The sequence below is a fragment of the Salinispora pacifica DSM 45544 genome, assembly GCF_000378845.1.
In the GTDB taxonomy this organism is placed as follows: domain Bacteria; phylum Actinomycetota; class Actinomycetes; order Mycobacteriales; family Micromonosporaceae; genus Micromonospora; species Micromonospora pacifica.
This window is the reverse complement of sequence record NZ_KB905359.1, coordinates 4,790,832-4,815,277: the sequence shown is the minus strand read 5'-3', so window position 1 is coordinate 4,815,277 and position 24,446 is coordinate 4,790,832. Positions and strand designations below refer to the sequence as shown.

Here is a 24,446-nt window from a genome sequence, read left to right as displayed (position 1 = left end):
ACACAAACGGCACAACGCAAATCGACACGGACATCGGCGGGTTGCCGCAGATGGCCAACCGGGAAGCATTGGCCTCTACGGGACTCCCCATACCTATTAGGACTCTCCTGGAGTCAGGCGCAACTCCACCAAGATTGCCTCAGGCCTTTCTCCCTGATCACCAGTATCGATTACAACCGGCCTATTCGGTGGAACTTCGAATGTCTGCTCGCCATCCTCACCCAGATCCGCAACAGCCTCGACCGGGACACTGCCACCACGAATGCCAAACGTTGCAGGGACCTCCAACGTCAGATAGCCTTCCGTACCCCGAGTTTGGAAGCAAAACCACACACCATGTGGAGCCACTTCCAGGGCTTTCTCCACCTGAATCTCCCCTACCGGACACCGACCCTCAGGGGAGCCATAGAGGCGCGACGACGAGAACCAAATATTCCCGTCCCCTTTGTAGACTTTTAATCCGTGCTCAGTCAAAATCTGATCAGCACCAGGATGAGTAAAGTCCTCCACCAAGGAGGGTGGTGAATCAGATTCTGACGACACCCCCGCGGCCGACGCCAGCGAGCCGGACCCTACCCCCAACCCAACAAAACCCGCAGCCAGCACCGAAGCCGAACCGAAAATCAGCAGATTTTTCATACGCCCTCCTCAAGTAGCACATCCCTAGAATCCATGCAAAACAAACTAGCAAACCATCAAATCACAGCGACTATCCTTCGAAGCGCGCCACACATAACCAGCTCACTATAACCGGTTCCAATTATTCGATCACCTTCCGATACCCTCAACCGTGAGCACATCGCCCATCTCATGGCGGTCGCGGGGAGTCCATCTCTTAACAATTTGATAAACTAGATTGGCACCAAACTGCTACCACACCTTGGGATGCGAGCCGACTTTCACCACGGATCAAGAGCGTGTCCCCAACTGGTCACCCACCAACGGAGCAACGATCCGCACCAACTTTCGCTGCACCAACCTCAAGGTCTTGATCGTCGATTCATCGGACAAACCAGTTGTCGTTGCCCATTCGACACCGGACCCGATAACATCGCTTGCAAACGCAATCTCCGTAGCCATAAGGGCTCGAGCCCAATCAATTGCCTCAATTCTTTCATCGGCAGCAAGGGCGGCTCGAATCCTTTTGGATTGTGTAAGCATGTCGGCAATGCCGGTGAAACCCATAGCAACAGCAAGCTCTTCGGTGCAACGAGCAGGGCCAGCCCACTCGAGCAGGCCCCTCCTAAGTAGATCACGCTCGTCATCATTAAGCGAATCATCTGCAATTCGGTCGACTGTCATTCGACTACCCTCGATTCAACTTAGGCCATCCAAGTAATCATTAACTTGTTCTTCAGTTCCATCCCTACGAAAAACAGTCCCGCCATCGGGATGCATTGGATCGTGAATTACGATAGTGTTTCCATCTTGACCCAGATAGGCTTTGCGATTATCCTTTAATGGCCTTTCCCGCTTAGGGTTTGCCATTACATCCGCTACATGCCTCTCCAAGTCGGAGGACGACATTCCCGGAAATTCTTGGGCATGCTTTTGATTGGCGTGGCCATGCGAGATATCTTTGGCGTCGGCAATTCGCCAGCACGCCGCGCCGCCGGCGCTCTGCACCAGCATCGAACTGCTATAGATTCGAAAATACGGGTGAAAGCCAGTAGCGACGAGATTGCCTACGTACGAACCGACAGAATAATTTGTAAGATTGCCGATCGTAGCGAGGGATCCCGCATGCATTCGGAGCCAGAGACTAACAGCTACTTCCCCTGCCAGCGTCCAGATTCTTTGCCTGGCTGGCCAGGATGGGTGCTCGGTTATGACAGCATTGCTTGCCGGGTTGGTGCCGATGGTTGCTGTAGTGATTTTGCCGGCACTCGTACCGGTATCAGTGGCGGTTGCGGTTGCGGTTGCGGTGACAACATCACCGGCGGCGATGCCCTCGGTCCAGGTGCTGAAGGTAGAGCTATTCGGCTTCTTGCAGCCCTTGGCGAGACTGTCGGCGATGCGTTGCATATCACGCAGCTTGTCCTCAGAACGGACTCCCTTGGCCCCTGTGGCGACCCAGCCCGCGAACGGGACCATAGCACCGATGGAAAGGAAACCACCTATCCAGTCACCGCGACTGAAGGACACAGCAGCATCGACGGCGTCGCAGGCTTCACCCACAACGGGGGCGAGACCGCATGCCATGAGCGCGAACTGGAGCATGTCAAGCATTACCTCGGGGTTTTCCTCGACGAACCCCTTGAGGTCGTCAACCATGCGACATCCGGGTCCGCCACTATTAGCGGGGATATTGCATGACCCTGGGTTTTGGAGCGCCAACGCGAAGTCACCCGCGATTTTCGCACAGTCCGCGTTCAAGTTTTCAATGTCGGTGAAGCATCCCCAGGTCCGGTGCTGCTCCAGCGCGGTACCAGCCCCATCGCTGCTGCTGCCTGGTTCGGTGCTACGCTGCTCAGCTTCCCATTCCTTGAGTTTCGTGGTGTAGATCTCAGAAGCTTCCCTCGCAGCCAGATCTGCTGCGAGCGCATCCTTACCGGCCGCTGCCGCTGCGGCCCGCGCATCCTCCTGCGCCTGATATGCATACTGTGCATGGACGTTCGCGCGTTCTGAGGCGGCGGTGGCGGTCGCAGCGGACTTGGCAGCCTTGTCCGCGCTGACCTGCGCGCTGGCCGCAGCGTTACGGGCAGTGGTAGCGGACTGAGCGGCCTGATCAGCGGAGGCTTTCGCCGCGCTGGCCGAATCGGCGGCGTCATTGGCGTGACCAGCGGCGATGTTTGCCGCGTCAATGGCCTGCTGGGCGTAGGCTTGCGCTTCGGCGGCCTTACCGGCCGCGTCCGCCGCGACCCGCTGCGCCTCGGCTGCATCCGCCAACGCGGTCTGCGCATACTGCTGCGCCTCAGCGATCAGCGCCTTCACCGCCGCCACGTGCGCGGCCTGCTCTTGATCGCGCTGCGCCGCCTGATACCGCGACACCGTCAGGAAGTATGAAGCAAACGATTCCGGCCCCGCCAGAGCCACCTGGCCAGCAGCCTTCACCTGCGGACCGCCGGAGTCCATCGCCCGAAATACCTCGAGCCGCTCATCCGCGCCTCGCGCCACATACTGCCCCTGCCGCAAAAACGCGTGCATGTCTGCGGCTGAACCCGACAGCGCCTGCTCCGCCGCGGTCGTCACCGACGGCCCTGCCCCATCCAGCATCCGATAGATCGTCAGCCGGTCGTTGTAGAACTTCCCCGAGTAGTCTCGGGTCCGTAGAAACTGTTCCACTGCCGCGTCATCGCCGGCCAACGCTGCCTGCGCCGCGGCTTTTTCATTCCCATCCGGCAATACGTCGATCAGATGCCACACCCGTGCCCGGTCATCCTGACCCACTGCGACCCGTCGCCCATCGGTCAACCAGGACCGCAGCTCGACCTCACCACCGGCCAACGCCTCCGCAGCAGCGGCCCGCGTCCACTCGCCTCCGGTGGTCAACAGGTTGATAGCCGCTCGACGCCCCCGGTCCAGCACCACATCCGTCGGCGCGTCCGCCACGGTGGCCTCGTCCAATAGCTGTCGGGTAGCAGGATCAACCCGATCCTCCTCCGCGGTGTCCCACAACAACTCACGGTTCCACGCCACCAAGTCACCGGCGGCAAGGTTGGCCTCCTGCTCCGCCGCAAGCTGCTCCTGCGCGGCCAGCACACCCTGCTCCGTGGCCTCCTCCAGCCTCGTCTCATCCTCCTGCCGAGCCAGCGCCTCCAACTCCACCGCCTGATTCGCCGCCGCCACCGCGGTATTTGCCGCCGCCACAGCCGCCGCGGCGTGCTTAGCCGACTCCTTCGCCGCGTTCGCCGCGTCACCCGCCGCCTCAGCCGCTGCCTCCGCAGCATCCGCCGCCGCTTCCGCATGCGCCGCCGCCTGCGCCGCGAAGTCGAACGCCTCCTCCGACGCCGCTGCCGCCGCCACCGCGAACTGATACGCCCGATCCGCCGCTCGCGCAGCCGCCGAGGCCAACCGCTGCGCCTGCGCCGCCGCCGCCCGCGACCGCGCCGCCTGCTCCGCCGACACGCCCGCATGCCCCGCTGCGGCATTCGCCGCCACCGCCGCCTTATCAGCATTCGCGCTCGCGCTCTTGGCCGCCGTAGCAGCAGCTTTCGCCTGCGCCAACGCCCGATCACGCTCAGCCCGAACCTGCTCCATCTCCCGCGCCTTCGCCGCCGCGTCCCGCGCCGACTCCGCCGCCTCCCGCGCCGCTGCCGTCTTATTAGCATCCGTGCGTGCGTCCGCCGCTGCCTGCTGCGCCCGCGCCGCCGCCCGCGCCGTCAAGGACGCCGCCGTCGTCGCCTTACGCGCCGCGTCCGACGCCACCCGTGCCGCCCGCATCGCCGCGTTCGACGCACCCACCGCGTCCCGCGCCGCATCCGCCGCGCCCCGCGCCGCATCCGCCGCCCGGCCCGCCGCTGCCGATGCACGTCCCGCATCGCCTCCAGCCGCAGCCGCCTCCTGCGCCGCCTCCTGCGCCGCCTCCTTTGCTTCCTGCGCAGCCGCCGCTGCTCGACCCGACCACTCCGTCGCCGCTAACGCCTCCCGCGACGTTGTCTCACCAGCCTCCTTGGCCTGCTCCACCAAACTCCGAACAGACGCCAACTCCTCATCCCGGGCCCGCGCCACGAACTGCCCGGACTCCACAAACTCCCGCAGTTCCTGCGCCGAGCCCGCCAACGCCTGCTGAGCCGACGCGTCCAACACCGGCCCGCTGTTGTTGACCCCCCCGGTCAACATCCGCGTCACCGCCAACCGGTCGTCAGCGAACAGCGCCTCATGGCGCCCCTGCGCCAAAAACTCCGTCAGCTCCTCCGGCGACCCCGCCAACGCCTCCTCTGCGGCGGCCTGCACCGTTGGACCACCCGACTCCAACAATCGATACGCCCGCACTCGTTCATCCGCAGCCCACGCCGACTTCCAACCGCCGTCAACGAACGCACTTAACTCCTCATCAGAACCCGCCAACACGTCCAGCGCCGCCGTCCGCATCGCCGGGCCATCCATCCCCGCCAACACCCGTGCCGCCGCTCGGGTGTCCGCCCGGACGGCTTCATCCCGACCCGACTCAAGGAACTCCTGGACGTCCTCATCCGACCCCAACAACGCGGCTTCCGCCGCGCGACGCACTGATGGGCTACCCGACAGTAGATCTGCCACGACCCACGCACGCTCATCACCCACCTCGGCTGCCCGCGCCGCAGATTCCGGAGGTAGCAACGAAGCAACTACTACCGCCACCATGAGGACACTGACCCACCGCACCCACGCGGCGACCACACGCCCCGAAGCAAAGATCGTGTCAAGTCGAAGCGACGAAGCAGCCACAGTGAACTCCCCCAGATAGATGGCGTCCGGAACCCTAACCCAAATCCCATCGCAGCTTGTAACCGCTGCCGCAATAACACGCAAGCGGCAAAAGTCCGACAGATGGGGTTAGTCGCAAATAGTCACCAGCGTAAACAACTCACATCGTCACGATTGACGACATAGGGCAGAGGCACCTACCGCCCAATCCCCAGTGTCTAGCTTCGCGACCATCACGCCGGTACCAACACCTGCTGGCCGGGCTACAAACGCGGGCGGTGCCGCAGGCGCCCCGACGAAGCCACTCGGTCTACGAACTCCCGGAGCTGGCCGCCGGAGGGGTCGCACCGCTGACTCCCGGAGCGTCCAGGAGGACGCCGGGGTTGAGCACCCACGATGGATCCAGGGCAGCTTTCGCGGCGTGCAGGGCCAGCGCCACCGGCTCGGGGCGCTGCTGGTCGTACCAGGGTCGGTGGTCGCGGCCGACGGCGTGGTGGTGGGTGATGGTGCCCCCGGCGGTGAGCAGCGCCGCGGAGACGGCGGCCTTGATCTGATCCCACTGGGCGAGGGTGCTGCCCCACCGGCCGGCGGCGTAGACGCCGAAGTAGGGGGCTGGCCCGTCCGGATAGACGTGGGTGAACCGGCAGGTGACCACCCCGGTGGCGCCGACCTCCCGCAGGGCCGCGCCGACCGCGTCGAGCACGGCGGCGCGCAGCGCCGGATAGCGGTCCCAGGTGCAAGCGGTCTCGAAGGTCTCCACAATCATCGACCGGGCCGCGAGGGCGTCCCGCTGGTACGGCATCCGCAGGAACGACGACCGCCAGGTGTCGGTGGCGCCGCTCCCCCGGGATGTCGACGCGTCGCGCTCCCGGGGCGGCTCGGGCAGCGTCCCACCGTGGTCGCGGCACAGTGCGACGGCCCGTTCCAGCGCGGGCCCGACAGGATGGTCCGCGGATTCGAAGCCCAACACGAGCACCCCACCGCCGGTGGCCGTGCCGGCGTTCAGCAGCGCCTCCGCCGGGTCGAGCAGCCGGCAGTTGCTCGGGTGCAGCCCGGACTGGGCGATTGCCCGGGTCGCCGCGACGGCCGCGTCGTGGTCGTCGAAGTGCGCCGCCGCGTCGGCCCGCCACCGTGGCCGGTCCTGCACCCGGAGCCACGCCTCGGTGATGACGCCGAGCGTGCCCTCCGAGCCGAGGAAGAGCCGGTCCGGTGACGGTCCCGCGCCGGAGGCCGGCAACCGTCGGGACTGGCTGATGCCGGCCGGGGTGACCACCCGCAGCGCCTCCACCAGGTCGTCGATGTGGGTCAGGACCGTCGCGTAGTGCCCGCCCGCCCGCGTCGCCAGCCAGCCGCCGACGGTGGAGAACTCGAACGACTGTGGGAAGTGCCGCAGGGTGAGGTGCTGCGGGCGAAGGTGTTCCTCCAGCGCCGGCCCGAACACGCCGGCCTGGACCCGCGCCGCCCGGCTGGTCCGGTCGACCTCCAGCACCCGATCGAGCCGGCCGAGGTCGAGGCTGACCGTGCCGGGGTAGCCGTCGCCCACCCGGGGCTCCACCCCGCCAACGACCGAGGAACCGCCACCGTACGGCACGACCGCCAGGCCGGAGCGCGAGCACCAGTCCAGCACGTCCACCACGTCCTGTTCGGAGGTGGGGCGGGCGACCACGTCCGGTGGGTGCCGCACGTCGCCGTGCAGGTTCCGGACCACGTCCCGGAACGCCTTTCCGTGTGCGTGCGCCGCCCGGTCGGCCGGCTCAGCCGCGCAGAGGTGCGCCAGCGTCGCCGGCGGGGTGATCCGCGTCGGCGGCAGGTCCAACTCGGCCACCGGTGGCGGTTCGTGTGGGGTCAGGTCGACGTCGGGTAGCAGGGCCCGCACCCGGTCGGCGAGCCGCGCGGCCTCAGCGCCGTTGACCGCGTCCTCGATGTGGCCCCAGCCCCACCATGAACGATGCTTCGCGGGCATCCAGTCTCCCCCACCGTCACTGACGTCGATGCAGTGAACCTACTCGACGGACGATGTGACCGGTATCCCACCGCCCGCGCCGCTGACACGTCACCCACGGTCGGCGCCGGACCTCTGCTCCGGCGCCGGTGCCGGGTGGAGGGACCCGGCTGGGGCCGGCTGCCCGTCGTCGGGCAGTTCCGGCCGCAACCGATGCCGGGTCACCGCCAACACCCCGGTGGCGAACAGCACACCGACCACCATCGTCACCACCATCGGGCTGGGTGCGCCGGGCAGCAGCCCAGTGATCGACCGGGCTGCCGTGCCCAGCACCAGATAGAGCCCGCCCCACGCCGCCGCGCCAAGCGCCGCACAGCCCACAAACCGCCGGTACGACATCCGCAGCCCACCGGCGACCAGCGGCAACAGCGCGTTGAGGACCGGTAGGAAGGGCGCCACCAGCACCATGTGGCCGCCGCTGCGGCGCAACAGGTGCTCCGCCGCCGCCCACCGCTGTTCGCCGATCCAGTCACCGACTCGCCCCCGCCGCAGCCGGTCAGCGAGGTGACGACCGACCAGGAAGCTCAGTGACCAGCCGGCCAGGCAGCCGGCGACCACGGTGCCGAGCACGGCGAGGCCGGCGGTGGGACCCTGCACCCCCACCGCCGCGAGGATCGCCACATCCCCGGGCACCAACACTCCCAGCAGCGGTATCGCATCGAGGATCATCACCAACCCGAGCGCCCCCAACAGCAGGAAAGTGGGAAGCTCTCCGATCTGGGCCAGCCAATCCATGCCCGACACGTTAGAACCACGCCGCCTCCCTGGATATCCGAGTGGCCCCCAGCTCCCCCCTGATTCCCGCTCAGGGTCACCGCCGGCGTCGGTCAGGCGGGCCGCAGCACCTGCACCCGCCGCACCGGGGAGTCGGCGGTCGGCTCGGTGGTCGGCACCAGGTACTCAGCGACGATCGCCATCCCATGGGCCGGTACGTGACCGCGTCCCGGCTCGCCGACCAGCACGTTGACCTCGGCGGCCGTGGCGCGGCGGAGGAAGGGCAGCATCCGCGCCGCCATCGCCCGGTCGTACAGGACATCGCCGGCCACCAGCAGGTCCAGCTCGGCGGGGGTGTCGTCCAGCAGGTCCCGGTCGGTAGCCGCGATCCGCACGCCGTTGGCCCGCGCGTTGACCGTGACAGCGGCGACCGAGTACGGATCGGTGTCAGCGGCCACGACCCGCGCGGCGCCGGCCAGCGCGGCGGCGACCGCGACCACCCCCGAGCCAGCGGCCAGATCGAGTACCCGGCGACCCGCCACCAGGCCGGGGTGGTCGAGCAGGTGCCGGGCGAGGGCCTGACCGCCGGGCCACACCGACGCCCAGTACGGCGGGGGCAGCGCGTGCCCGGCTCGGGCCTCCATCCGCGCCCACCAGACAATCGGGTCCTCGGCCAGATGCAGGCGCAGCTCGGGCACGAACGGCACGGGCAACAGTCGCAGCCGGTCGAGGCCGTGGCCGGGCGCAGCGATCTCCCGCTCCAGGTCGACCAACGCGGTCGCGGCTACGCCCACCGGGGCAGCATGACCCAGTCTGGTTGCCACCGTGCGGTGTTTGGCAGGTCCGCCCCGGACCGGTCATTTCGTTGCCTACGGCACTTCGTCCAGCGGATTGGCGCGCGGCCCGCTACTGTCGGGAAGGTACCGGGCGATCATCGGCCGCCGGCCGGGGTTCGCCCGCTTGGAACAGGGAGAGATGCATGGCAACCGGCACCGTCAAGTGGTTCAACGCAGAAAAGGGCTTCGGCTTCATCGAGCAGGATGGCGGGGGGCCGGACGTCTTCGTCCACTACTCGTCGATCTCGATGAGCGGTTACCGGGAGCTGAGCGAGGGCCAGAAGGTCGACTTCGATGTAACCCAGGGCCAGAAGGGCCCGCAGGCGGATAACGTCCGCCCGGCGTGACCCGGTGCGGTGGCGGTGGTCGGATCAACCGGCCGCCGTCACCGTCCGTCATTCCAGAGCCACGCAAGTCAGACACTCGTGTCTAGACAACCTCGCTGGCACCAGCGATAGGCAGCTCATCCCTTACCGCCGGTCGTAGCGCCACCCACGCCGCGGGTTGGGGCTCAAGTCCGGTCAGCGGCGCGAAGTCATTCCCAGTCGCCGCAGCCCGACACCACCCGGGCACCCTGCAGAGCGCCCCTCCGGCATACCAGCTACCGCCGCTGCCCAGAATCTGGCGGCACCATCGTTTCGCTTCGGACCGGTCGACCACGCCGCAACACTGCCACAATCCGCTGGCCAACGCTCTGCACAGCTGCGTCCCGCTGCCGGAAAGGCGATGCCGCTGCCGCCCCGGAGCTTCGCAGCGCCCGCGTTGCACCACGCAGCGCAGGAGCGACCACTCAACCCAGTTGTGGTGACCGCATAGATCTGGTTTCCGGTGGCCACGGCTCTATCTGGTCGCTCCTCCACACGCCGGCGCAGGCAGCCGAGGTCCACTATGTTTAGTTATGGCGCAGCCCCATAACTAAACAACCTACATCAACCCTATTGGCCCTATTAGTCCCAAATCTGGGAATCAGTATGATCTCACACCTAACTATGACGAAAATTGCATCAAAGGGATAAGAATATCGGCCATATGCCGTTCGAGGTGGGGCCCACAATTCTTAGGGGCGCGTGATCTAGGCTGACCGAGGAGTGCACCAAAAGCCCTCGCCAGCGTTCGCTGGTCGGAGCTTGGCCCTCCACGCCCCAACACACCTCTGACGGGAGAACCCTTGTCACCACATCACCGACTCCGTTGGAGCGCAGCGCTACTCGGCACCACATTGGTCGCCGGATTGTTGAGCGGCGGCTCAGCCAGCGCGGTCGCCGGAGGCGATCCGGTCCCAGACGGCGCTCACAGCTTTACCGCAAAAATCACTTTTGGCGATATCTCCGCGTGCAGCGGAGCCCTGATAGCACCGAATTGGGTAGTGACAGCGAAGAGTTGTTTCGTCGAGGGGGGAGCGCCCGTTGCCGACGGGGCGCCCACCCAACCAACGACCGTGGTTGTTGGCCGTACGGACCTAACAGCCCCTACCGGGCACGAAACCCAGGCGGTATCGATCGTCCCACACCCGGACCGCAACCTCGCCCTCGTTCGGATTTCCGGGCGGATGGTCGGAATCCCGGCTATTCCGATCGCTGCCGCTGAGCCAGCTTCCGCCGAGACACTCACGGTCTCCGGATACGGTCGAACCGCGACCGAGTGGGTGCCGAACCGGCTACATGCCGCCCCATTCACGGTCTCGGAAGTTGATCCCGAACTCATCAGCATTGACGGCGCCACGACTGACGCGACGATCTGTAAAGGCGACGCGGGAGGCCCAGTATTCCGAGAGAACGACGGCGACCCGCAGCTCGTAGCGATTAATAACACGTCCTGGCAGAAGGGCTGCTTGGGCGAGACAACAACCCAGGACGGCGCGACTGGCACTAGGGTTGACGACCTGGCCGACTGGATCCAGGAAAACACCCCATCCGGCTGCAACGCAGCGGGGTGGGCCACAACCGATACTCAGGTGAGCCAGGTTGTCCAGTTCGGGGACTACACCGGTGACTGCATTTCCGACCTGATCAACCAGAATCCCGGTGGGACGCTCCGGGGCTGGCACGGCACCGGCGACCTGTCGGCGGACAACCGAATGTTCGTTGGATCAGATGTCGCAGTGGGTAGCGGCTGGAGCACTTCGTTGGCCCCACGCATCATCACCGGCGACTTCAACGGCGACGGCCGCACCGACCTCATACACCAAAACGCCGTCGGCCACCTCCGCATCTTCCCCTCCACCAGCGACCTCACCGGCGACAACAAACTATTCACCAACTCATACATCGTCGGCAGCGGCTGGACCACCTCGCTGGCCCCACGCATCATCACCGGCGACTTCAACGGCGACGGCCGCACCGACCTCATGCGCCAGAACGCCGCCGGCCACCTCCACATCTTCCCCTCCACCAGCGACCTCACCGCCGACAACAAACTATTCACCAACTCAATCGTCGTCGGCAGCGGCTGGACCACCTCGCTGGCCCCACGCATCATCACCGGCGACTTCAACGGCGACGGCCGCACCGACCTCATACACCAAAACGCCGTCGGCCACCTCCGCGCCTTCCCCTCCACCGGCGACCTCACCGCCGACAACAAACTATTCACCAACTCATACATCGTCGGCAGCGGCTCGACCACCACCGCATTCCCACGACTCTTCTAACCTGACCTTTAACCTGCCGGGCGGCGGCTCCCGCCGCATTGGTTAGAGATCACGTTTTGGGGCAGCGGTGGGCGGCCAGGCCAGAAACTGGTCGGCCGCCCACCGCGGCCTACGACTCGCTCGGCACGTCCCGCGCTATGGGCAGGACCACCGCCGACGGGTGCCGCGGATCATGCAGGATCTCCCGCCATCCGGCCTGCAGCGTGATCGCGGTGCCGAGCGGCTCACCGGTGCCGGGGTTACGGGCGTATCGGGGATGGGCCCCACCGCAGATCTGCACCCGCAGTCGGTGACCGGCGGCGAACCGGTGGGCCACCGGCCACAACGGCACCGCGACGCGGACCGCGCCCGTCGGGTCGGCCGCGAAGGTGGTTGGGCTGATTCGGACCAGCCCATCGCAGATGTTCCAGGAGCGACCTCGACGGTCCACGTCGCAGAGTCGCACGAAGACGTCGAGGTGAGGCAGCTCACTTCGGACGAAGACCTCCGCCTCGACCGCTCCGATGATCTCCAACGCGACCGGCAGGGCCGCGCTGCTCCAGGTCAGTACATCCGGGCGAGCCTCGACGCGCCGGTTGTCGACCGGGCCGGCCTGCTGGGCCACCAGCAGCGGGCCGCCCACCGAGGGGGTGGGGTCGGCCGGGTCGTACCAGAAACCGTCCGCGGCTGAGGCCGGCGACGGCGCGGCGCGCAACACGCCCTCCGGGTGCAGGTACCAGGGCGTCGGCGTGGCTGGGGGCGGCCAGTCCGGCAGCTCCCGCCAACCACCGCCGGACCCGCCGACGTGCAGGCGAACCGGGGTACGAGCGCGCTCCGGATAGCCACCCAGGTGTTCGTCGAGCCAGTCCAGTCCGTCGCGGAGCGCGGCGACGAAGAGCCCCGGACTGCCGTGCGTCCACGGCCCGACGGTGAGCCGGGGCGCGGCACCGGCGTCTCGCAGGGCCGCGAAGTCACGCAGCTGGGCGGGGAGAAAGATGTCGTGCCAGCCACCGATCATGGATACCGGGGCGCGCACCTCGGCGAGCCGGTCGCCGAAGACCCGGGCCCGCCAGTAGGCCGCGTCGGGGGTGTGGTGGCGCAGCCACTCCTGGAAGAAGGGCACGGTCACCCCGGTGGCCACCCGGTCCGCCTCGGCCAACGGCAGGTGGGACAGGCCGGCGGCGAGCCGGGGCTGGCCGCGCCGGAGCTCCCACTGCCGGGCGAGCCACCCGACGGTCTGCGCCTGGAGCAGCTCGACCCAGGTGAGCACGGTGTCCAGGGCGAAGGACTCACCCGGGTACGTCGAGTCGCGGGTGCCGGAGGCGGTCACCACCGCGACCATCGCCCGGAGGTCCGCCCCGGCGTCGGCGGCGACGGCCCACTGGACGAAGCCCTGGTAGCTGACCCCGAACATGCCGAACTCGCCGTTCCACCAGGGTTGCCGCCGTAGCCAGTCGAGGGTGTCGAGGCCGTCCTCGCGCTCGTGGACCAGCGGGTCGAACCGGCTGTCCGAGCCGCCGGTGCCCCGGCAGGACTGAATCACCACGTGGTAGCCCCGCTCGCCGATGAGCCGGCCGAGCAGCCGGATCGGCCCGCCCCGCCCGTACGGGGTGCGGATCAGCACGGTGGGCGCGTTCGGGCGGTCCGGGGCGTAGTGGTCGGTGCGCAGCGACACGCCGTCGCGAACTCGGACCGGGATGTCCCGGGTCAGCCTGACCCGGCGGGTACGTGACGGCGGCAGGCGCAACACGGCCGTGGCTGCCCGGGTCGCCAGCGCCGCGAACACGGCCTCAGCCGTTCGCCCGGCGGGGCTCGGGGCGGGCGGCCCGGACCGCGTCGCGGTGTTCGCGGAGCGTGGCCCGGACGGCCGTGACGAAGCGGTGGACGGTCTCCAACTCGTCGTCGGTGAAGCCGAGCATCACCGCGTCGGTCCGGCGACCGAGCGGTCGGAAGAACTCCCTCGCCACCTCGGCACCGCGGTCGGCGTAGCGCACCAGGACCTTGCGCCGGTCGGTGGAGGTGCGGTCGCGGCGGACGTGGCCGGCGCGTTCCAACCGGTCGAGGAGGGCGGTGACCGACCCGGAGGAGAGGTCGAGTTGTTCGCCGAGCCGACCCGGGGTGATCGGGTCGCCGTGTAGTTCGGCGTCCATGACGGCGATCAGGGCCTGCAGGTCGGTGGCGCCCAGTCCGTGCAGGTGGGCGAAGGCGTGGCCGACGTGTTGGGCGTCCACCGAGTACCGCCGGAGCTCGTTGGTGATCTCCGCGATGAGGTGCTCGCGTCGGGTGTCGCGTCGCCGGTACATGCTCTGACCTGCCACGTCCCGATTTTCTCCTCGCCCTGGTGGTGTGGTTGCAGCATAGCGGAGATACCGATAATCTCGTCTGCCAAGATACTTGGCAATCGCGTATTCCCCGATGTGAGCACCCGAGCCGTCATCCCGTCGAGCCCACGAGGAAACGATGTCCGTCTTCACCCACGTCGCGCGGGGCAGGTGGGCCGCGTGGCTCACCGTGCTCGCCGCGATCGTCCTCGGCGCCGCCGTCTTCGGGCTGCCGAAGCCCGACAACCCCGCCCCCGTATCCGCCACCGGTCTCTCCGACCAGTGGCAGTCCACCCAGGTCGAACGGCTCCAGGAACAGCTGCCCGCCAGCGAGGTCCAACCGGCTCTCGTCGTCGTCAGCCGCACCGACGGCAACGCGCTCACCACCACTGACCAGGAGACCCTCACCGGGCAGAGCAACGAACTTCGCCGGTTCGCGGTAAACGGGCAGGTGCCGCCACCGCAGGTCGCCCCGGACGGCTCGGTCGCCCTGATCGCCGTACCGCTGTCCGCCACCGAGGGGCAGGAACGGACCGTCGAGACCATCGACGAGCTGCGGGCCGTGCTGGCCGACACTCCGGGCGACCTCACCATCGACGTAACCGGGGCCCCGGCCTTCACCACCGACCTGACCCGGGTCTTCGACGGCGCGGACACCACCCTGCTGGCGGTGACCGCCGCCGTGGTGGCGCTGCTGCTGCTGATCACCTACCGCAGCCCGATCCTCTGGATGGTGCCGCTGGTGGTCGTCGCCGCCACCGAGCAGCTCACCCTGCGCGCGATCGAGACGATCGTGCCGGCGGTCGGGATCAACCTGCAGTCGGGGGCCATCACCGGCATCGCCAGCGTCCTCGTCTTCGGCGCCGCCACCAACTACGCGCTGCTGCTGATCGCCCGCTACCGGGAGGAGCTACGCCGCGAGGCGGACCGCTTCACGGCGATGCGAACCGCCCTGGGCCGCACCGCGGAACCCATCCTGGCCAGCGGATCCACCGTGGTCCTCGGCGTTCTCACCCTGTTGCTGTCCGAGCAGGAGAACAACCGGGCGCTCGCCGTGGCCTGCGCCACCGGCGTCGTGTTCGCCATGTTCTCCGCGCTCTTCGTACTCCCGGCCGCCCTGGTGATCTTCGGCCGTGGCCTGTTCTGGCCGTTCGTCCCGCGCCTCGGCAGCGCGGTCACCGAGGGACGCCTGTGGGGCCGGCTCGGCACCGTGGTCCTGCGCCGCCCGGCCTCCGTCGCGGTGCTGGCGACGCTGCTGCTGGCCGGGCTCGCCCTCGGCGGCCTGGGCGTCCGCACCGGGCTGTCGGAGACCGAACAGTTCCGGGTCGAACCGGAGGCGGTCGCCGGAGCGCAGACCCTGGCCACCGCGTTTCCCGCCGGGACCACCCAGCCGGTCGCGGTGCTCACCAACCCGACCGCCGTCGCCGCGGTCACTGCGGCCGCCGCCACGGTGCCCGGCGTCGCCTCAGCCCAACCGGGTAGCACCGGCGCCACCGTCGCCCAGGTCGACGCGGTGCTGACCGCCGAGCCCGGCACCGCCGCCTCCGACCAGACGGTACGGGAGCTGCGCGCGGCGGTCGCCGCAGTACCCGACTCCGCCCCACCCGCGGTTGCCGGCACCGGCCCCCACGACGGAGCCCTGGTCGGCGGCGCCGTCGCCGCCGGCTACGACACCGCCGAGGCCAACACGCTGGACCTGCGGCTGATCCTGCCGATCATCCTGCTGCTGGTCGCCGCCGTCCTGGTACTGCTGCTGCGCGGCCTGCTCGCCCCGGTGCTGCTGGTACTCACCGTGATCGCGTCGTTCTTCGCCAGCCTCGGGGCGGCGTGGCTGCTCTTCGACCACGTCCTGGGCTTCCCCGCACTCGACAGCGGCGTGCTCCTGCTCGCGTTCGTGTTCCTCGTCGCCCTCGGGGTGGACTACAACATCTTCCTGGTCACCCGGGCCCGGGAAGACGCCCGCCACACCGGGACCCGGGACGGGATGCTCTCGGCTCTCCGGGTTACCGGCGGCGTCATCACCAGCGCCGGGGTGCTGCTCGCCGCGGTCTTCGCCGTCCTCGGCGTGCTCCCGCTGATCCTGCTCACCCAGATCGGAGTCATCGTCTGCATCGGTGTCCTGCTCGACACCCTGCTCGTCCGGACGGTGCTGGTCCCCGCCCTGGTGTTCCTGCTCGGCGACCGGTTCTGGTGGCCCGGTCGCCCGCCGGCCGTGGCCCCCGGGCAGACACCGGCCACCCCGGTACCGGTCCCCGCCCACGACTGACGGCCCTCGTTCGGGCGCCACGGCGTGGGCGTGGCGCCCGAACCGTCAGTAGGTGAGACAGACGCACTCGGTCATCAGCGCGCGGACGTTGCCCACATACCGCGGATTCGGGATGGTGATCGGGCCCTCCCCGCTCGCCACCGCCGCGTGGCCGTAGTTGTAACTGGCGATCACCGCATTGAGCAGGCACGAGTTCAGCTCGGCCGAGCACAGCGCCGCGTCCAGCCGGTAGTCGCCGTCGAAGTACTCGTCGCCGATGTACTTGGTCAGCCAGGCCAGGTAGTTCACGCCGAGATAGGCGTTGTCGCGGTAGTCCCACACGTCGTAGCTCTGCCCGAACCGTTGGTTCATCCAGTCTGCGGTCGCGGGCATCACCTGCATCAACCCAATGCCGCCGTCACAGGCGACGATCGTGGACTGCCAGCCGCTCTCCTGCCACGCGGTCGCCTTCACCAGGGCCGCCGGAATCCGGATTTCCGGTGCGGAGGTCGGCCAGTACGTCTTCGCCGCGGCGTCGGTGAGTGCCGACCTCATCTGCGTACGGGAGGCCGGCGTGCCCTCGTGGCGGGGTGGGCAGCCGGTCGGCTCCGACTCCGGCGGCGGAGGTGGGGCCTGCGTCTCCGGAGCGGATTTCGCCGCCGCCCCAGACGACGCGGTGGCGGCGGGCTTCGATGCGGGCCCACCGCCGGCGGAACTGCTGGGTGTGGCACTGTGGCTCGGCGCGTCACCCCACTCCGTCCGCGCGAACGGGGTGGCGGTCGGCGAGGGCTCCGTGGTGCTGGCCGCCACTGTCCGATCGGCCGCCACCTCGCCCCGCTCCCCCGCGCACCCCACCGTGAGCAGCACAACAGCGAGCGCACCCACGCCGATCCGGAGCATCTTCATGTCGTCTCCCCCTCCGACCGACGCAAGGTAGCAGTTGTCGATGCCTACCGCCGCCCCGTCACCCGCCGGAGACCCCCTGCGGCGAACGCGACCCGGCTACCGCCGGGCCCGCCGGGTCGCCGACGTCCGAGGCCACCCCGACCGCCCGGTCCCGGGTCACCCACGCCACCATGAACACGGCCGTCCACGCCACCCCCAGCAGCACTCCGGAAAGCGCGCTGCTGGCGGTGCTCAGGCCTAGGTACAGCCGGGCGCCACCAACCCCCACCACCCCGGCGGCGGCACCAGTCCAGGCGGCGACGGCGACCGGCCAACGGGCGCCCCGAGACAGCAGCCACGCGAGGGTGCACAGGCTCGCGGCGACCACGGCGGTCTGGGTCGGAAACAACACCGGCGGGCCGGATCGGTCGGGTTGGACCACGTCTGCGGCGACCGCCAGCACCACCAACGGCATGCACGCGCCGACGGTGCCCACCACGCTGAGCAGGTCTGCCCGCCAGGGTCGCTGCCGCCAGGCGACCCCCGCCGCCACCACCGACACGAACAGGATCACCACCGGGCCGCGCAGCGCCGAAACCGCGGCCAGCGCCACCTCCACCGCCTCCGGCGTACGACGGGCGGCGAACCAGTCGGCGACGGCGCCGTCCACCACCGACAACCCGCTCCGCCGGACCACCACGCCGAGCACCCAGGCGACGGCGAGCCCAGCCAGGAACAGCAGCAGTAGACCGGCAACCAGGTTCAGCAGCAAAGTCCACCCCGGACCGAGGGAGCGGGCGAGCAGACCGAAGAGCGCCCCGTAGCGACGGGTCAGCCCGCGCACCGGGGGCAGGCCGCCGGCCCGGGACAGCAACGCCCGTACCGGGTCCGGGTTTCGACCCAGCCAGCGCCCCGCCAGCAGCACCGCCAGCACCGCCCCGAGCAGCACCAGGACCGCTCCCGTGGCTCGGCCGAGCAGGTGCGAGACCGTCTCGTACGACTCGCCGGCCAGGTTTCCGGCGACCACCGAGCCCCCCACCCAGGTCACCACCCCACCCAGGTTCCAGGGCGCGAACCGCCGGTACGGCATCTGCCCCGCCCCCGCCAGCCGGGGCACCAGGGTCCGGGCGAAGGCCACCCAGCGGGCGGTGAAGACCCCCCGGCCCCCCAGTCTTCCGAGCATCGCGTCCGCGCGGCGCCACCGGTGGGGCCCGACGCGGGCACCGAAGCGGCTGGCGCGCAGCCGGGGCCCGTACCGGCGACCGGCCCGGAACGCCACCGCATCTCCCAGCACACCCGCGGCGATCATCACCAGCAGTGCCGGCCCCAGCGGCAGGGCTCCGGTGTAGGTGAGGAATCCGACCAACAGCAGCGTGGCCTCCCCGGGCATCAACAACCCGAAGATGAGCGCCGTCTCGGCGGCCACGATCAACGCCGCGACCAGCAGGATCAGCCCGGGTGGCAGCTCCTGCAGCCGGCTCAGCAACTCATTCACCCGGGCCCCTGGTCACGAGGGTCAGCTTGCCAGCGGTCGATCGCGAGTTACAGGCGTTTCGGTAGAGATCCGGGATACCCCGGGGAAGACCCCGGATGACCCCGACGCTGCGCCGGATCCGCGCAGGCGGAAGGATGGAGGCATGCAGCTTCGCACCGACCTCCGCAACGTCGCCATCATCGCCCACGTCGACCACGGCAAGACCACCCTGGTTGACGCCATGTTGCGGCAGGCTGGCGCCTACGGCGCCCGGGGTGAGGTGACCGAACGGGTGATGGACTCGATGGATCTCGAACGCGAGAAGGGCATCACCATTCTCGCAAAGAACACCGGCGTGCGGTACCTGCCGGCCGACGGCTCCGATCCGGTGACCATCAACATCATCGACACCCCGGGGCACGCCGACTTCGGCGGCGAGGTGGAGCGCGGTCTCACCATGGTCGACGGCGTCGTGCTGCTGGTGGACGCCAGTGAGGGCCCGCTACCGCAGACCCGGTTCGTGCTCCGCAAGGCCCTCCGGGCGCGGATGCCGATCATCCTGGTCATCAACAAGGTGGACCGGCCCGACGCTCGGATCAAGGAGGTCGTGGACGACACCTACGAGCTCTTCCTCGATCTGGACGCCGACGACGCACAGATCGACTTCCCGATCGTCTACGCCTGCGCCCGGGACGGTATCGCCTCCCTCACCCAGCCCGCCGACGGCGCCGTCCCGCAGGACAGCCACAACCTCGAGCCGTTGTTCCGCACCCTGCTCGACACCATCCCGCCGCCCACGTACGACGAGCAGGCCCCGCTCCAGGCGCACGTCACCAACCTGGACGCCTCGCCGTTCCTCGGCCGGCTCGCCCTCTGCCGGGTCCGACAGGGCACGATCACCAAGGGGCAGACCGTCGCCTGGTGCCGCACCGACGGCAGCAGCCAGCGGGTGCGTATCTCCGAAATGCTGATGACCGAGGGCCTGGAGAGCAAGCCGGCCGACTCCGCCGGGCCGGGTGACATCATCGCCGTAGCCGGCATCCCGGAAATCATGATCGGGGAGACGCTCGCCGACGCGGAGGACCCGCGGCCGCTGCCACTGATCACCGTCGACGAGCCGGCCATCTCCATGACCATCGGCACCAACACCTCCCCGCTGGTGGGCCGGGCCAAGGGCGCCAAGGTCACCGCGCGGATGGTCAAGGACCGACTGGACCGGGAGCTGATCGGCAACGTCTCGCTGCGGGTCCTGCCGACCGAACGGCCCGACGCCTGGGAGGTACAGGGCCGCGGCGAGTTGGCCCTGGCCATCCTGGTCGAGCAGATGCGCCGCGAGTCCTACGAGTTGACCGTCGGCAAACCGCAGGTCGTCACCAAGGAGATCGACGGGAAGACCTGTGAGCCGGTGGAGCGGCTGACCATCGACGCGCCCGAGGAGTACCTGGGCGCGATCACCCAGCTGCTGGCCACCCGCAAGGGTCGGATGGAGCAGTTGGTCAACCATGGCACCGGCTGGATCCGAATGGAGTGGCTGGTCCCGGCGCGGGGTCTGATCGGATTCCGCACCCAGTTCCTCACCGAGACCCGGGGTACCGGCATCCTGCACCACGTCTTCGAGTCGTACGAGCCCTGGTTCGGCGAGCTCCGGACCCGCAACAACGGCTCGCTGGTCGCCGACCGGACCGGCACCGCCACCTCGTTCGCGATGATGAACCTGCAGGAGCGCGGCACCCTCTTCGTCGAGCCGAGCACCGAGGTGTACGAGGGCATGATCGTCGGGGAGAACTCCCGCTCCGACGACATGGATGTCAACATCACCAAGGAGAAGAAGCTCACCAACATGCGCTCGTCGACCGCCGACGAGACGGAGAAGCTGATCCCGCCCCGCAAGCTCTCCCTGGAGCAGGCCCTGGAGTTCTGCCGCGAGGACGAGTGCGTCGAGGTGACCCCGGCCGCGGTGCGGATCCGTAAGGTACTGCTCGACCAGACGCAGCGGGCCCGGGCGGCGGCCCGTCGTAAGCACTCCAGCTGAGGCCACGCCGGGGCGCCGACACCGCGAGACGCGCGGAGGCGCCCCGGCATACCAGCTACCCTCGGTAGGTGATCTTCGACGGTGTCGACGCGCGTCTCGACCGGATGCCCGGCACCGTCTCGGCCTACCTGGCTCGCCTCGACGCGGCCCCCACCTGGACCCGGCGCCCGGACACCACCCACTACGCGGCCAGCACGATGAAGGTGGCCGTGCTGGTGGCGCTCCACCGCGCGCTGGCGGCCGGACACCTCGCCCCGGACACCGCCGTACCGGTCCGCAACGAGTTCGACTCGGCCCAGCCCGGCGCCGCTCGGTTCGCCTGCACCCGCCCCGCTCGAAACGACGACGACGTCTGGGAGCGGATCGGCGGTACCGCCCCGCTACGTTGGCTGGCCGAACGCATGATTGTCCGATCCAGCAACCTCGCCACCAACCTGCTCCTGAACCAGGTCGGCCTACCGGCCGTCGCCGACGTCTGGGCCCGGGCCGGGGCCCGGCACAGCGTCACCGGCCGCGGCATCGAGGATTTCGCCGCCCGTGCGGTCGGCATCACCAACCTGGTCACCGCCGCCGACCTCGCCGCCCTCCTGCGCAGCCTGGCGCTCGGCGCCACCCGGCCCGGGCCACTGGCGACACCCGAGAGCTGCGCCGCCATGCTCGACATCCTCGTCGCGCAGGAACACCGCGAGGATCTCGCCGCCGGCCTGCCCGCCGGCACCCGGATCGCCCACAAGAACGGCTGGGTACGTGGGGTGCGGCACAGCGTTGGGGTCGTCTACCCCGACGACGCGCCCCCGTACGTCCTCGCCGTCTGCCGCACCAGCGACCGCCCCGACCACAGCCGGGACGAGGACGCCTGCCAACTCCTCGCCGACCTCTCCGCCCGCGCCTTCGCCCACCGCCACCAGCTCGGCTGAGCCGGGCCGCCACCAGCTCGGCCGGCGGCCCAGAGCTCACCCCGCCACGGTGTGGGGCTACTCCAGCAACCGCGCCCGCAACGTCGCGACCAACTCGTCGTCCACCCCAAGCCCGTCGCGCAGGTACGACCCGAACGACCCGTACACCCGCCGCGCCTCGTCGTACCCGGCGTCCAGGTACTCGTCGCGCACCTCCAGCACCGGCCGGACCACGGTGACGTCCAGCTCCGGGTTCCGCCGCCGCATCCCGGCGAGGAGCACCTCCCGCAGGCTCTCGGTGAGTACGTTGTTGGCGAGGTAGTCCGCCCGGATCGTCGCCTCGTCCACCCCGAGGGCGTGCAGCAGCACCGCCGTCAACCAGCCGGTGCGGTCCTTACCAGCCGAGCAGTGGTAGAGCAGGGGCAGGTTCGCCGCCTCCGCCGCCAACCGCACCGCCGCACCGTAGCCGGCCCGCGCCGACTCCCCGGTCACGAACCAGCGGTAGATGGATCGCATCGCCGCCGGCGTGCCCTCCTGTGCCAGTTCCGCGTACGCGCCCAGGTCGTGACCGAGCAGCACCGCCGACACGTAGGTGAAGACCGGATGCGTTACGTCGTACACCGGCAGGTGGATCACTCGGGGGTCCCCCGGCAGCCGGTCCGGCGGGGCCACCACCGCCTCCGTGGCGTCCCGCAGGTCCACCACACAGGCCGGCATCAGCTTCGCCAGCACCGGTAGGTCCTCGTCAGCCAGCCGCCCCAACGCGGGGGTACGCAGCAGCACCCCATCGCGCACCCGACGGCCCCCCGCACCGACCAGACCGCCGAGGTCACGCGCGTTCGGCGCCCCCACCAGCGCCAGCTCCCGGGCGGTCACACCGGTGCTCCACCCCGTTGGCGGACACCACTCGCCCGCACCACACCCGCCGCAACGGTCCACTTGTCCACACAGTCCCCAATCACCCGCCGGTCCCTCCAGGGTGCCCGATGACGATCACGGCGGTACACCCCAGCACGGCGGGCAGCACCGGCTGCGGCGGGCCGTCGGGCCGTCGGGCCGCGAGCTGAACCATCCCGAGGCCGGTCGCTCCGCCAGTCGCGGTGCTGGACCAGGTCCGGCGTGGGCCTTCAGTCGCGGACCTGAACCAGGTTCCGACGTCGGTCCCGGGACGACTTGACCAGGCTTGCCACCGTTGCCAGCGTCAAGGTACCCAGGATGACCGTCAACGAGAGCCAGATCGGGATGTGCGGGGCCCATCCGACATGCTCGCCTCCGTTGACGAACGGCAGGCTGTTGTCGGCCAGGGCTTCCAGCACCAACTTGACGCCGATGAAGCCGAGTACCACCGCGAGGCCGTAGCTCAGGTAGATCAGCCGGTCCAGCAGGCCGCCGAGCAGGAAGTAGAGCTGCCGCAGACCCATCAGGGCGAAGACGTTCGCGGTGAACACCAGGTACGCCTCCTGGGTGATACCGAAGATCGCCGGAATCGAGTCGAGCGCGAAGATCAGATCTGTCGTGCCGATCGCGATCATCACGACCAACATCGGGGTGAACACCCTTCGCCCGTGCTCGTACGTGGTGAGCTTCGCGCCGTCGTAGTCCCGCGAGATCGGCAGCGCCCGACGGCTCCACCGGATCAGCAGGTTCTCGCTGAAGTCATCCTCATCCGAATCGCCCTGCCGAGCGAGGTTGATCGCCGTGTAGATAAGGAATGCGCCGAAGATGTAGAAAACCCACGAGAACTGGGAGATCAACGCGGCGCCGGCGGCGATGAAGCCACCGCGCATCAACAACGCGAGCACGATGCCGATGAGCAGGACCTTCTGCTGGTAGATCCGGGGCACACCGAAACGGGCCATGATGATCACGAAGACGAAGAGGTTGTCCACCGAGAGGCTGTACTCGGTGAGCCAACCGGTGTAGAACTGCCCCGCCGCGCTCGGCCCGGAGACGAGCCAGATTCCCGCGCCGAAGACCAGCGCGAGGGCGACGTAGAAGCCGACCCAGAGACTCGACTCCCGCATGCTGGGTTCGTGTGGGCGACGACCGATGATCAACAGATCGATGATGAGGATCGCGGTCAGTGCGACGAGTGTCCCCGCCCACACCAGTCCGGACACGTCCAAGGCTCAACCTCCGGCAGACACGCAACAATCGGCGCACCGTACGCCCAGGAGGACGGGGTGTGCCGATGACGCCGACTATGGTGACTGTCGGAGGTCTCTTCCGCCACCGCCCCTTCCGGGGCAGTGACCGATGGGGCCGGGTCGAGTTATCGGGCTCGCACTCGACCGTGCTGACGACTCCATCGCGGGGGAATACTCCCCTCCGCCGTTCATTGTCGCCCACCTCGTGGAGCCACCGCACAGTGGGCGGCCGGTGTCCCCCTCACGTCCACCAACCCCTGGTCACGGCGGTGCAGCGGGGCGCGGGGCGCGGCGAGACAGCGGGGCAGCGGGCGTAAGTACCGCGCCGGAGCCGGCCGAGCTGCCCCAGCAATAAGACCGAGGAGCCCGGGTTGGTAGTCGGCGGCCCGCCGGTTCGCCCTCGGCCGACCTCGGCTACCCAGACGGCGAGCTGACCCAGCCACCGTGCGAAGCTGCACACATGGTGCTCGAAGTCGCATTGATTGACGTACTGCCAGGACACGAGGAGGCCTTCGCAGCCGCGTACGCCAAGGGACACTCGGTGCTCGCCGATACGCCCGGCTGCCGCTCGGTGCGAATGACTCGCGGGGTCGAGTCCCCGTCCCGGTTCGTACTGCTGGTCGAGTGGGACTCGGTCGAGGCGCACGACCAGAACTTTCGCGCCTCCGACCGGTTTCGCCGGTGGCGGGAGCTGATCAGCCCGCACTTCGCCAATCCGCCGCAGGTCGAACACTTCACCGACGTGCCGGGCGGGCAATGACCGCTCCGATGACCGGTAGATCAGCTGCCGGGCCGGTCGACAGGTGACCGCCCAGTGACCCGGCGCCGGCAAAGGCTGTCACACCCAGCGCCTACGGTGTCCCCACACGCACCGACCGCTGGCCCCGATGCGCTCGGGGGCACCGGGTCCGGTTGG

General features: G+C 68.8%; 18 protein-coding genes and 1 pseudogene. 7 read left to right on the top strand and 12 right to left on the bottom strand.

From position 1 onward, the window contains the following. Window positions 1-96 precede the first annotated feature (96 nt). The 6 genes from SALPAC3_RS28060 to SALPAC3_RS0122105 all read right to left on the bottom strand — a co-directional run bounded on the left by SALPAC3_RS28060 (window position 97) and on the right by SALPAC3_RS0122105 (window position 8,859). Window positions 97-639, bottom strand: coding sequence for a hypothetical protein (locus SALPAC3_RS28060; protein WP_157632336.1), 543 nt, complete (start codon window positions 637-639; stop codon window positions 97-99). A gap of 270 nt (window positions 640-909) precedes the next feature. Beyond that, the gene (locus SALPAC3_RS27480; RefSeq protein WP_080635214.1) at window positions 910-1,302 is read right to left on the bottom strand and encodes a hypothetical protein; all 393 of its coding nucleotides are present in this window, start codon (window positions 1,300-1,302) and stop codon (window positions 910-912) included. 15 nt (window positions 1,303-1,317) lie between these two features. Further along, window positions 1,318-5,286: an ALF repeat-containing protein gene (locus SALPAC3_RS29100; protein ID WP_080635267.1), complete on the bottom strand. Its 3,969-nt coding sequence runs from the start codon at window positions 5,284-5,286 to the stop codon at window positions 1,318-1,320. A gap of 373 nt (window positions 5,287-5,659) precedes the next feature. After that, window positions 5,660-7,312, bottom strand: coding sequence for an FAD-binding oxidoreductase (locus SALPAC3_RS0122115; RefSeq protein WP_018223355.1), 1,653 nt, complete (start codon window positions 7,310-7,312; stop codon window positions 5,660-5,662). Window positions 7,313-7,402: 90 nt separating this feature from the next. After that, a complete protein-coding gene (locus SALPAC3_RS0122110; RefSeq protein ID WP_018223354.1) occupies window positions 7,403-8,086 on the bottom strand; it encodes a DedA family protein in 684 nt (227 codons plus the stop codon). A 92-nt stretch (window positions 8,087-8,178) separates the two neighbouring features. Next, a complete protein-coding gene (locus SALPAC3_RS0122105; protein ID WP_018223353.1) occupies window positions 8,179-8,859 on the bottom strand; it encodes a class I SAM-dependent methyltransferase in 681 nt (226 codons plus the stop codon). A 185-nt stretch (window positions 8,860-9,044) separates the two neighbouring features. Here SALPAC3_RS0122105 and SALPAC3_RS0122100 point away from each other — a divergent pair, with 185 nt between their 5' ends. The 3 genes and pseudogenes from SALPAC3_RS0122100 (at window position 9,045) to SALPAC3_RS28855 (ending at window position 11,551) form a co-directional block, all read left to right on the top strand. Then, the gene (locus SALPAC3_RS0122100) at window positions 9,045-9,248 is read left to right on the top strand and encodes a cold-shock protein (protein WP_018216284.1); all 204 of its coding nucleotides are present in this window, start codon (window positions 9,045-9,047) and stop codon (window positions 9,246-9,248) included. 821 nt (window positions 9,249-10,069) lie between these two features. Continuing rightward, window positions 10,070-10,786: pseudogene (locus SALPAC3_RS28860) on the top strand (S1 family peptidase); the annotation flags it as partial. 69 nt (window positions 10,787-10,855) lie between these two features. Continuing rightward, window positions 10,856-11,551: an FG-GAP repeat domain-containing protein gene (locus SALPAC3_RS28855; RefSeq protein WP_232430573.1), complete on the top strand. Its 696-nt coding sequence runs from the start codon at window positions 10,856-10,858 to the stop codon at window positions 11,549-11,551. Window positions 11,552-11,660: 109 nt separating this feature from the next. On the opposite strand, the gene SALPAC3_RS0122090 is transcribed toward SALPAC3_RS28855, so the two are convergent. Both SALPAC3_RS0122090 and SALPAC3_RS0122085 read right to left on the bottom strand, forming a co-directional pair. After that, window positions 11,661-13,316: a CocE/NonD family hydrolase gene (locus SALPAC3_RS0122090; protein WP_018223351.1), complete on the bottom strand. Its 1,656-nt coding sequence runs from the start codon at window positions 13,314-13,316 to the stop codon at window positions 11,661-11,663. Between the two features lie 4 nt (window positions 13,317-13,320). Next, window positions 13,321-13,833 carry a MarR family winged helix-turn-helix transcriptional regulator gene (locus SALPAC3_RS0122085; RefSeq protein ID WP_018223350.1) on the bottom strand — a complete coding sequence of 171 codons (513 nt, stop codon included), beginning with the start codon at window positions 13,831-13,833 and terminating at the stop codon, window positions 13,321-13,323. Window positions 13,834-13,990: 157 nt separating this feature from the next. On the opposite strand from SALPAC3_RS0122085, the gene SALPAC3_RS0122080 reads away from it, so the two are divergent. Then, window positions 13,991-16,117 (top strand): MMPL family transporter, encoded by a 2,127-nt coding sequence (locus SALPAC3_RS0122080; protein ID WP_018223349.1) that lies wholly within the window; start codon window positions 13,991-13,993, stop codon window positions 16,115-16,117. A gap of 45 nt (window positions 16,118-16,162) precedes the next feature. Here SALPAC3_RS0122080 and SALPAC3_RS26085 read toward each other — a convergent pair whose 3' ends face one another. Then, window positions 16,163-17,002 (bottom strand): lytic transglycosylase domain-containing protein, encoded by an 840-nt coding sequence (locus SALPAC3_RS26085; protein ID WP_018223348.1) that lies wholly within the window; start codon window positions 17,000-17,002, stop codon window positions 16,163-16,165. Between the two features lie 58 nt (window positions 17,003-17,060). Next, window positions 17,061-18,476: a DedA family protein gene (locus SALPAC3_RS0122065; RefSeq protein ID WP_018223347.1), complete on the bottom strand. Its 1,416-nt coding sequence runs from the start codon at window positions 18,474-18,476 to the stop codon at window positions 17,061-17,063. A gap of 142 nt (window positions 18,477-18,618) precedes the next feature. Here SALPAC3_RS0122065 and typA point away from each other — a divergent pair, with 142 nt between their 5' ends. Beyond that, window positions 18,619-20,487: a translational GTPase TypA gene (typA, locus tag SALPAC3_RS0122060; RefSeq protein ID WP_018223346.1), complete on the top strand. Its 1,869-nt coding sequence runs from the start codon at window positions 18,619-18,621 to the stop codon at window positions 20,485-20,487. 68 nt (window positions 20,488-20,555) lie between these two features. Next, window positions 20,556-21,404, top strand: coding sequence for a serine hydrolase (locus tag SALPAC3_RS0122055; RefSeq protein WP_018223345.1), 849 nt, complete (start codon window positions 20,556-20,558; stop codon window positions 21,402-21,404). A 57-nt stretch (window positions 21,405-21,461) separates the two neighbouring features. On the opposite strand, the gene SALPAC3_RS0122050 is transcribed toward SALPAC3_RS0122055, so the two are convergent. Both SALPAC3_RS0122050 and SALPAC3_RS0122040 read right to left on the bottom strand, forming a co-directional pair. Further along, window positions 21,462-22,259, bottom strand: coding sequence for a tyrosine-protein phosphatase (locus SALPAC3_RS0122050; RefSeq protein ID WP_018223344.1), 798 nt, complete (start codon window positions 22,257-22,259; stop codon window positions 21,462-21,464). Window positions 22,260-22,510: 251 nt separating this feature from the next. Next, window positions 22,511-23,509, bottom strand: coding sequence for a TerC family protein (locus tag SALPAC3_RS0122040; RefSeq protein ID WP_026185810.1), 999 nt, complete (start codon window positions 23,507-23,509; stop codon window positions 22,511-22,513). Between the two features lie 481 nt (window positions 23,510-23,990). Between SALPAC3_RS0122040 and SALPAC3_RS0122035 the strand changes: the two genes are divergently transcribed. Beyond that, on the top strand, window positions 23,991-24,290 hold the full coding sequence (locus SALPAC3_RS0122035) for an antibiotic biosynthesis monooxygenase family protein (RefSeq protein WP_018223341.1): 300 nt from the start codon (window positions 23,991-23,993) through the stop codon (window positions 24,288-24,290). Window positions 24,291-24,446 lie beyond the last annotated feature (156 nt).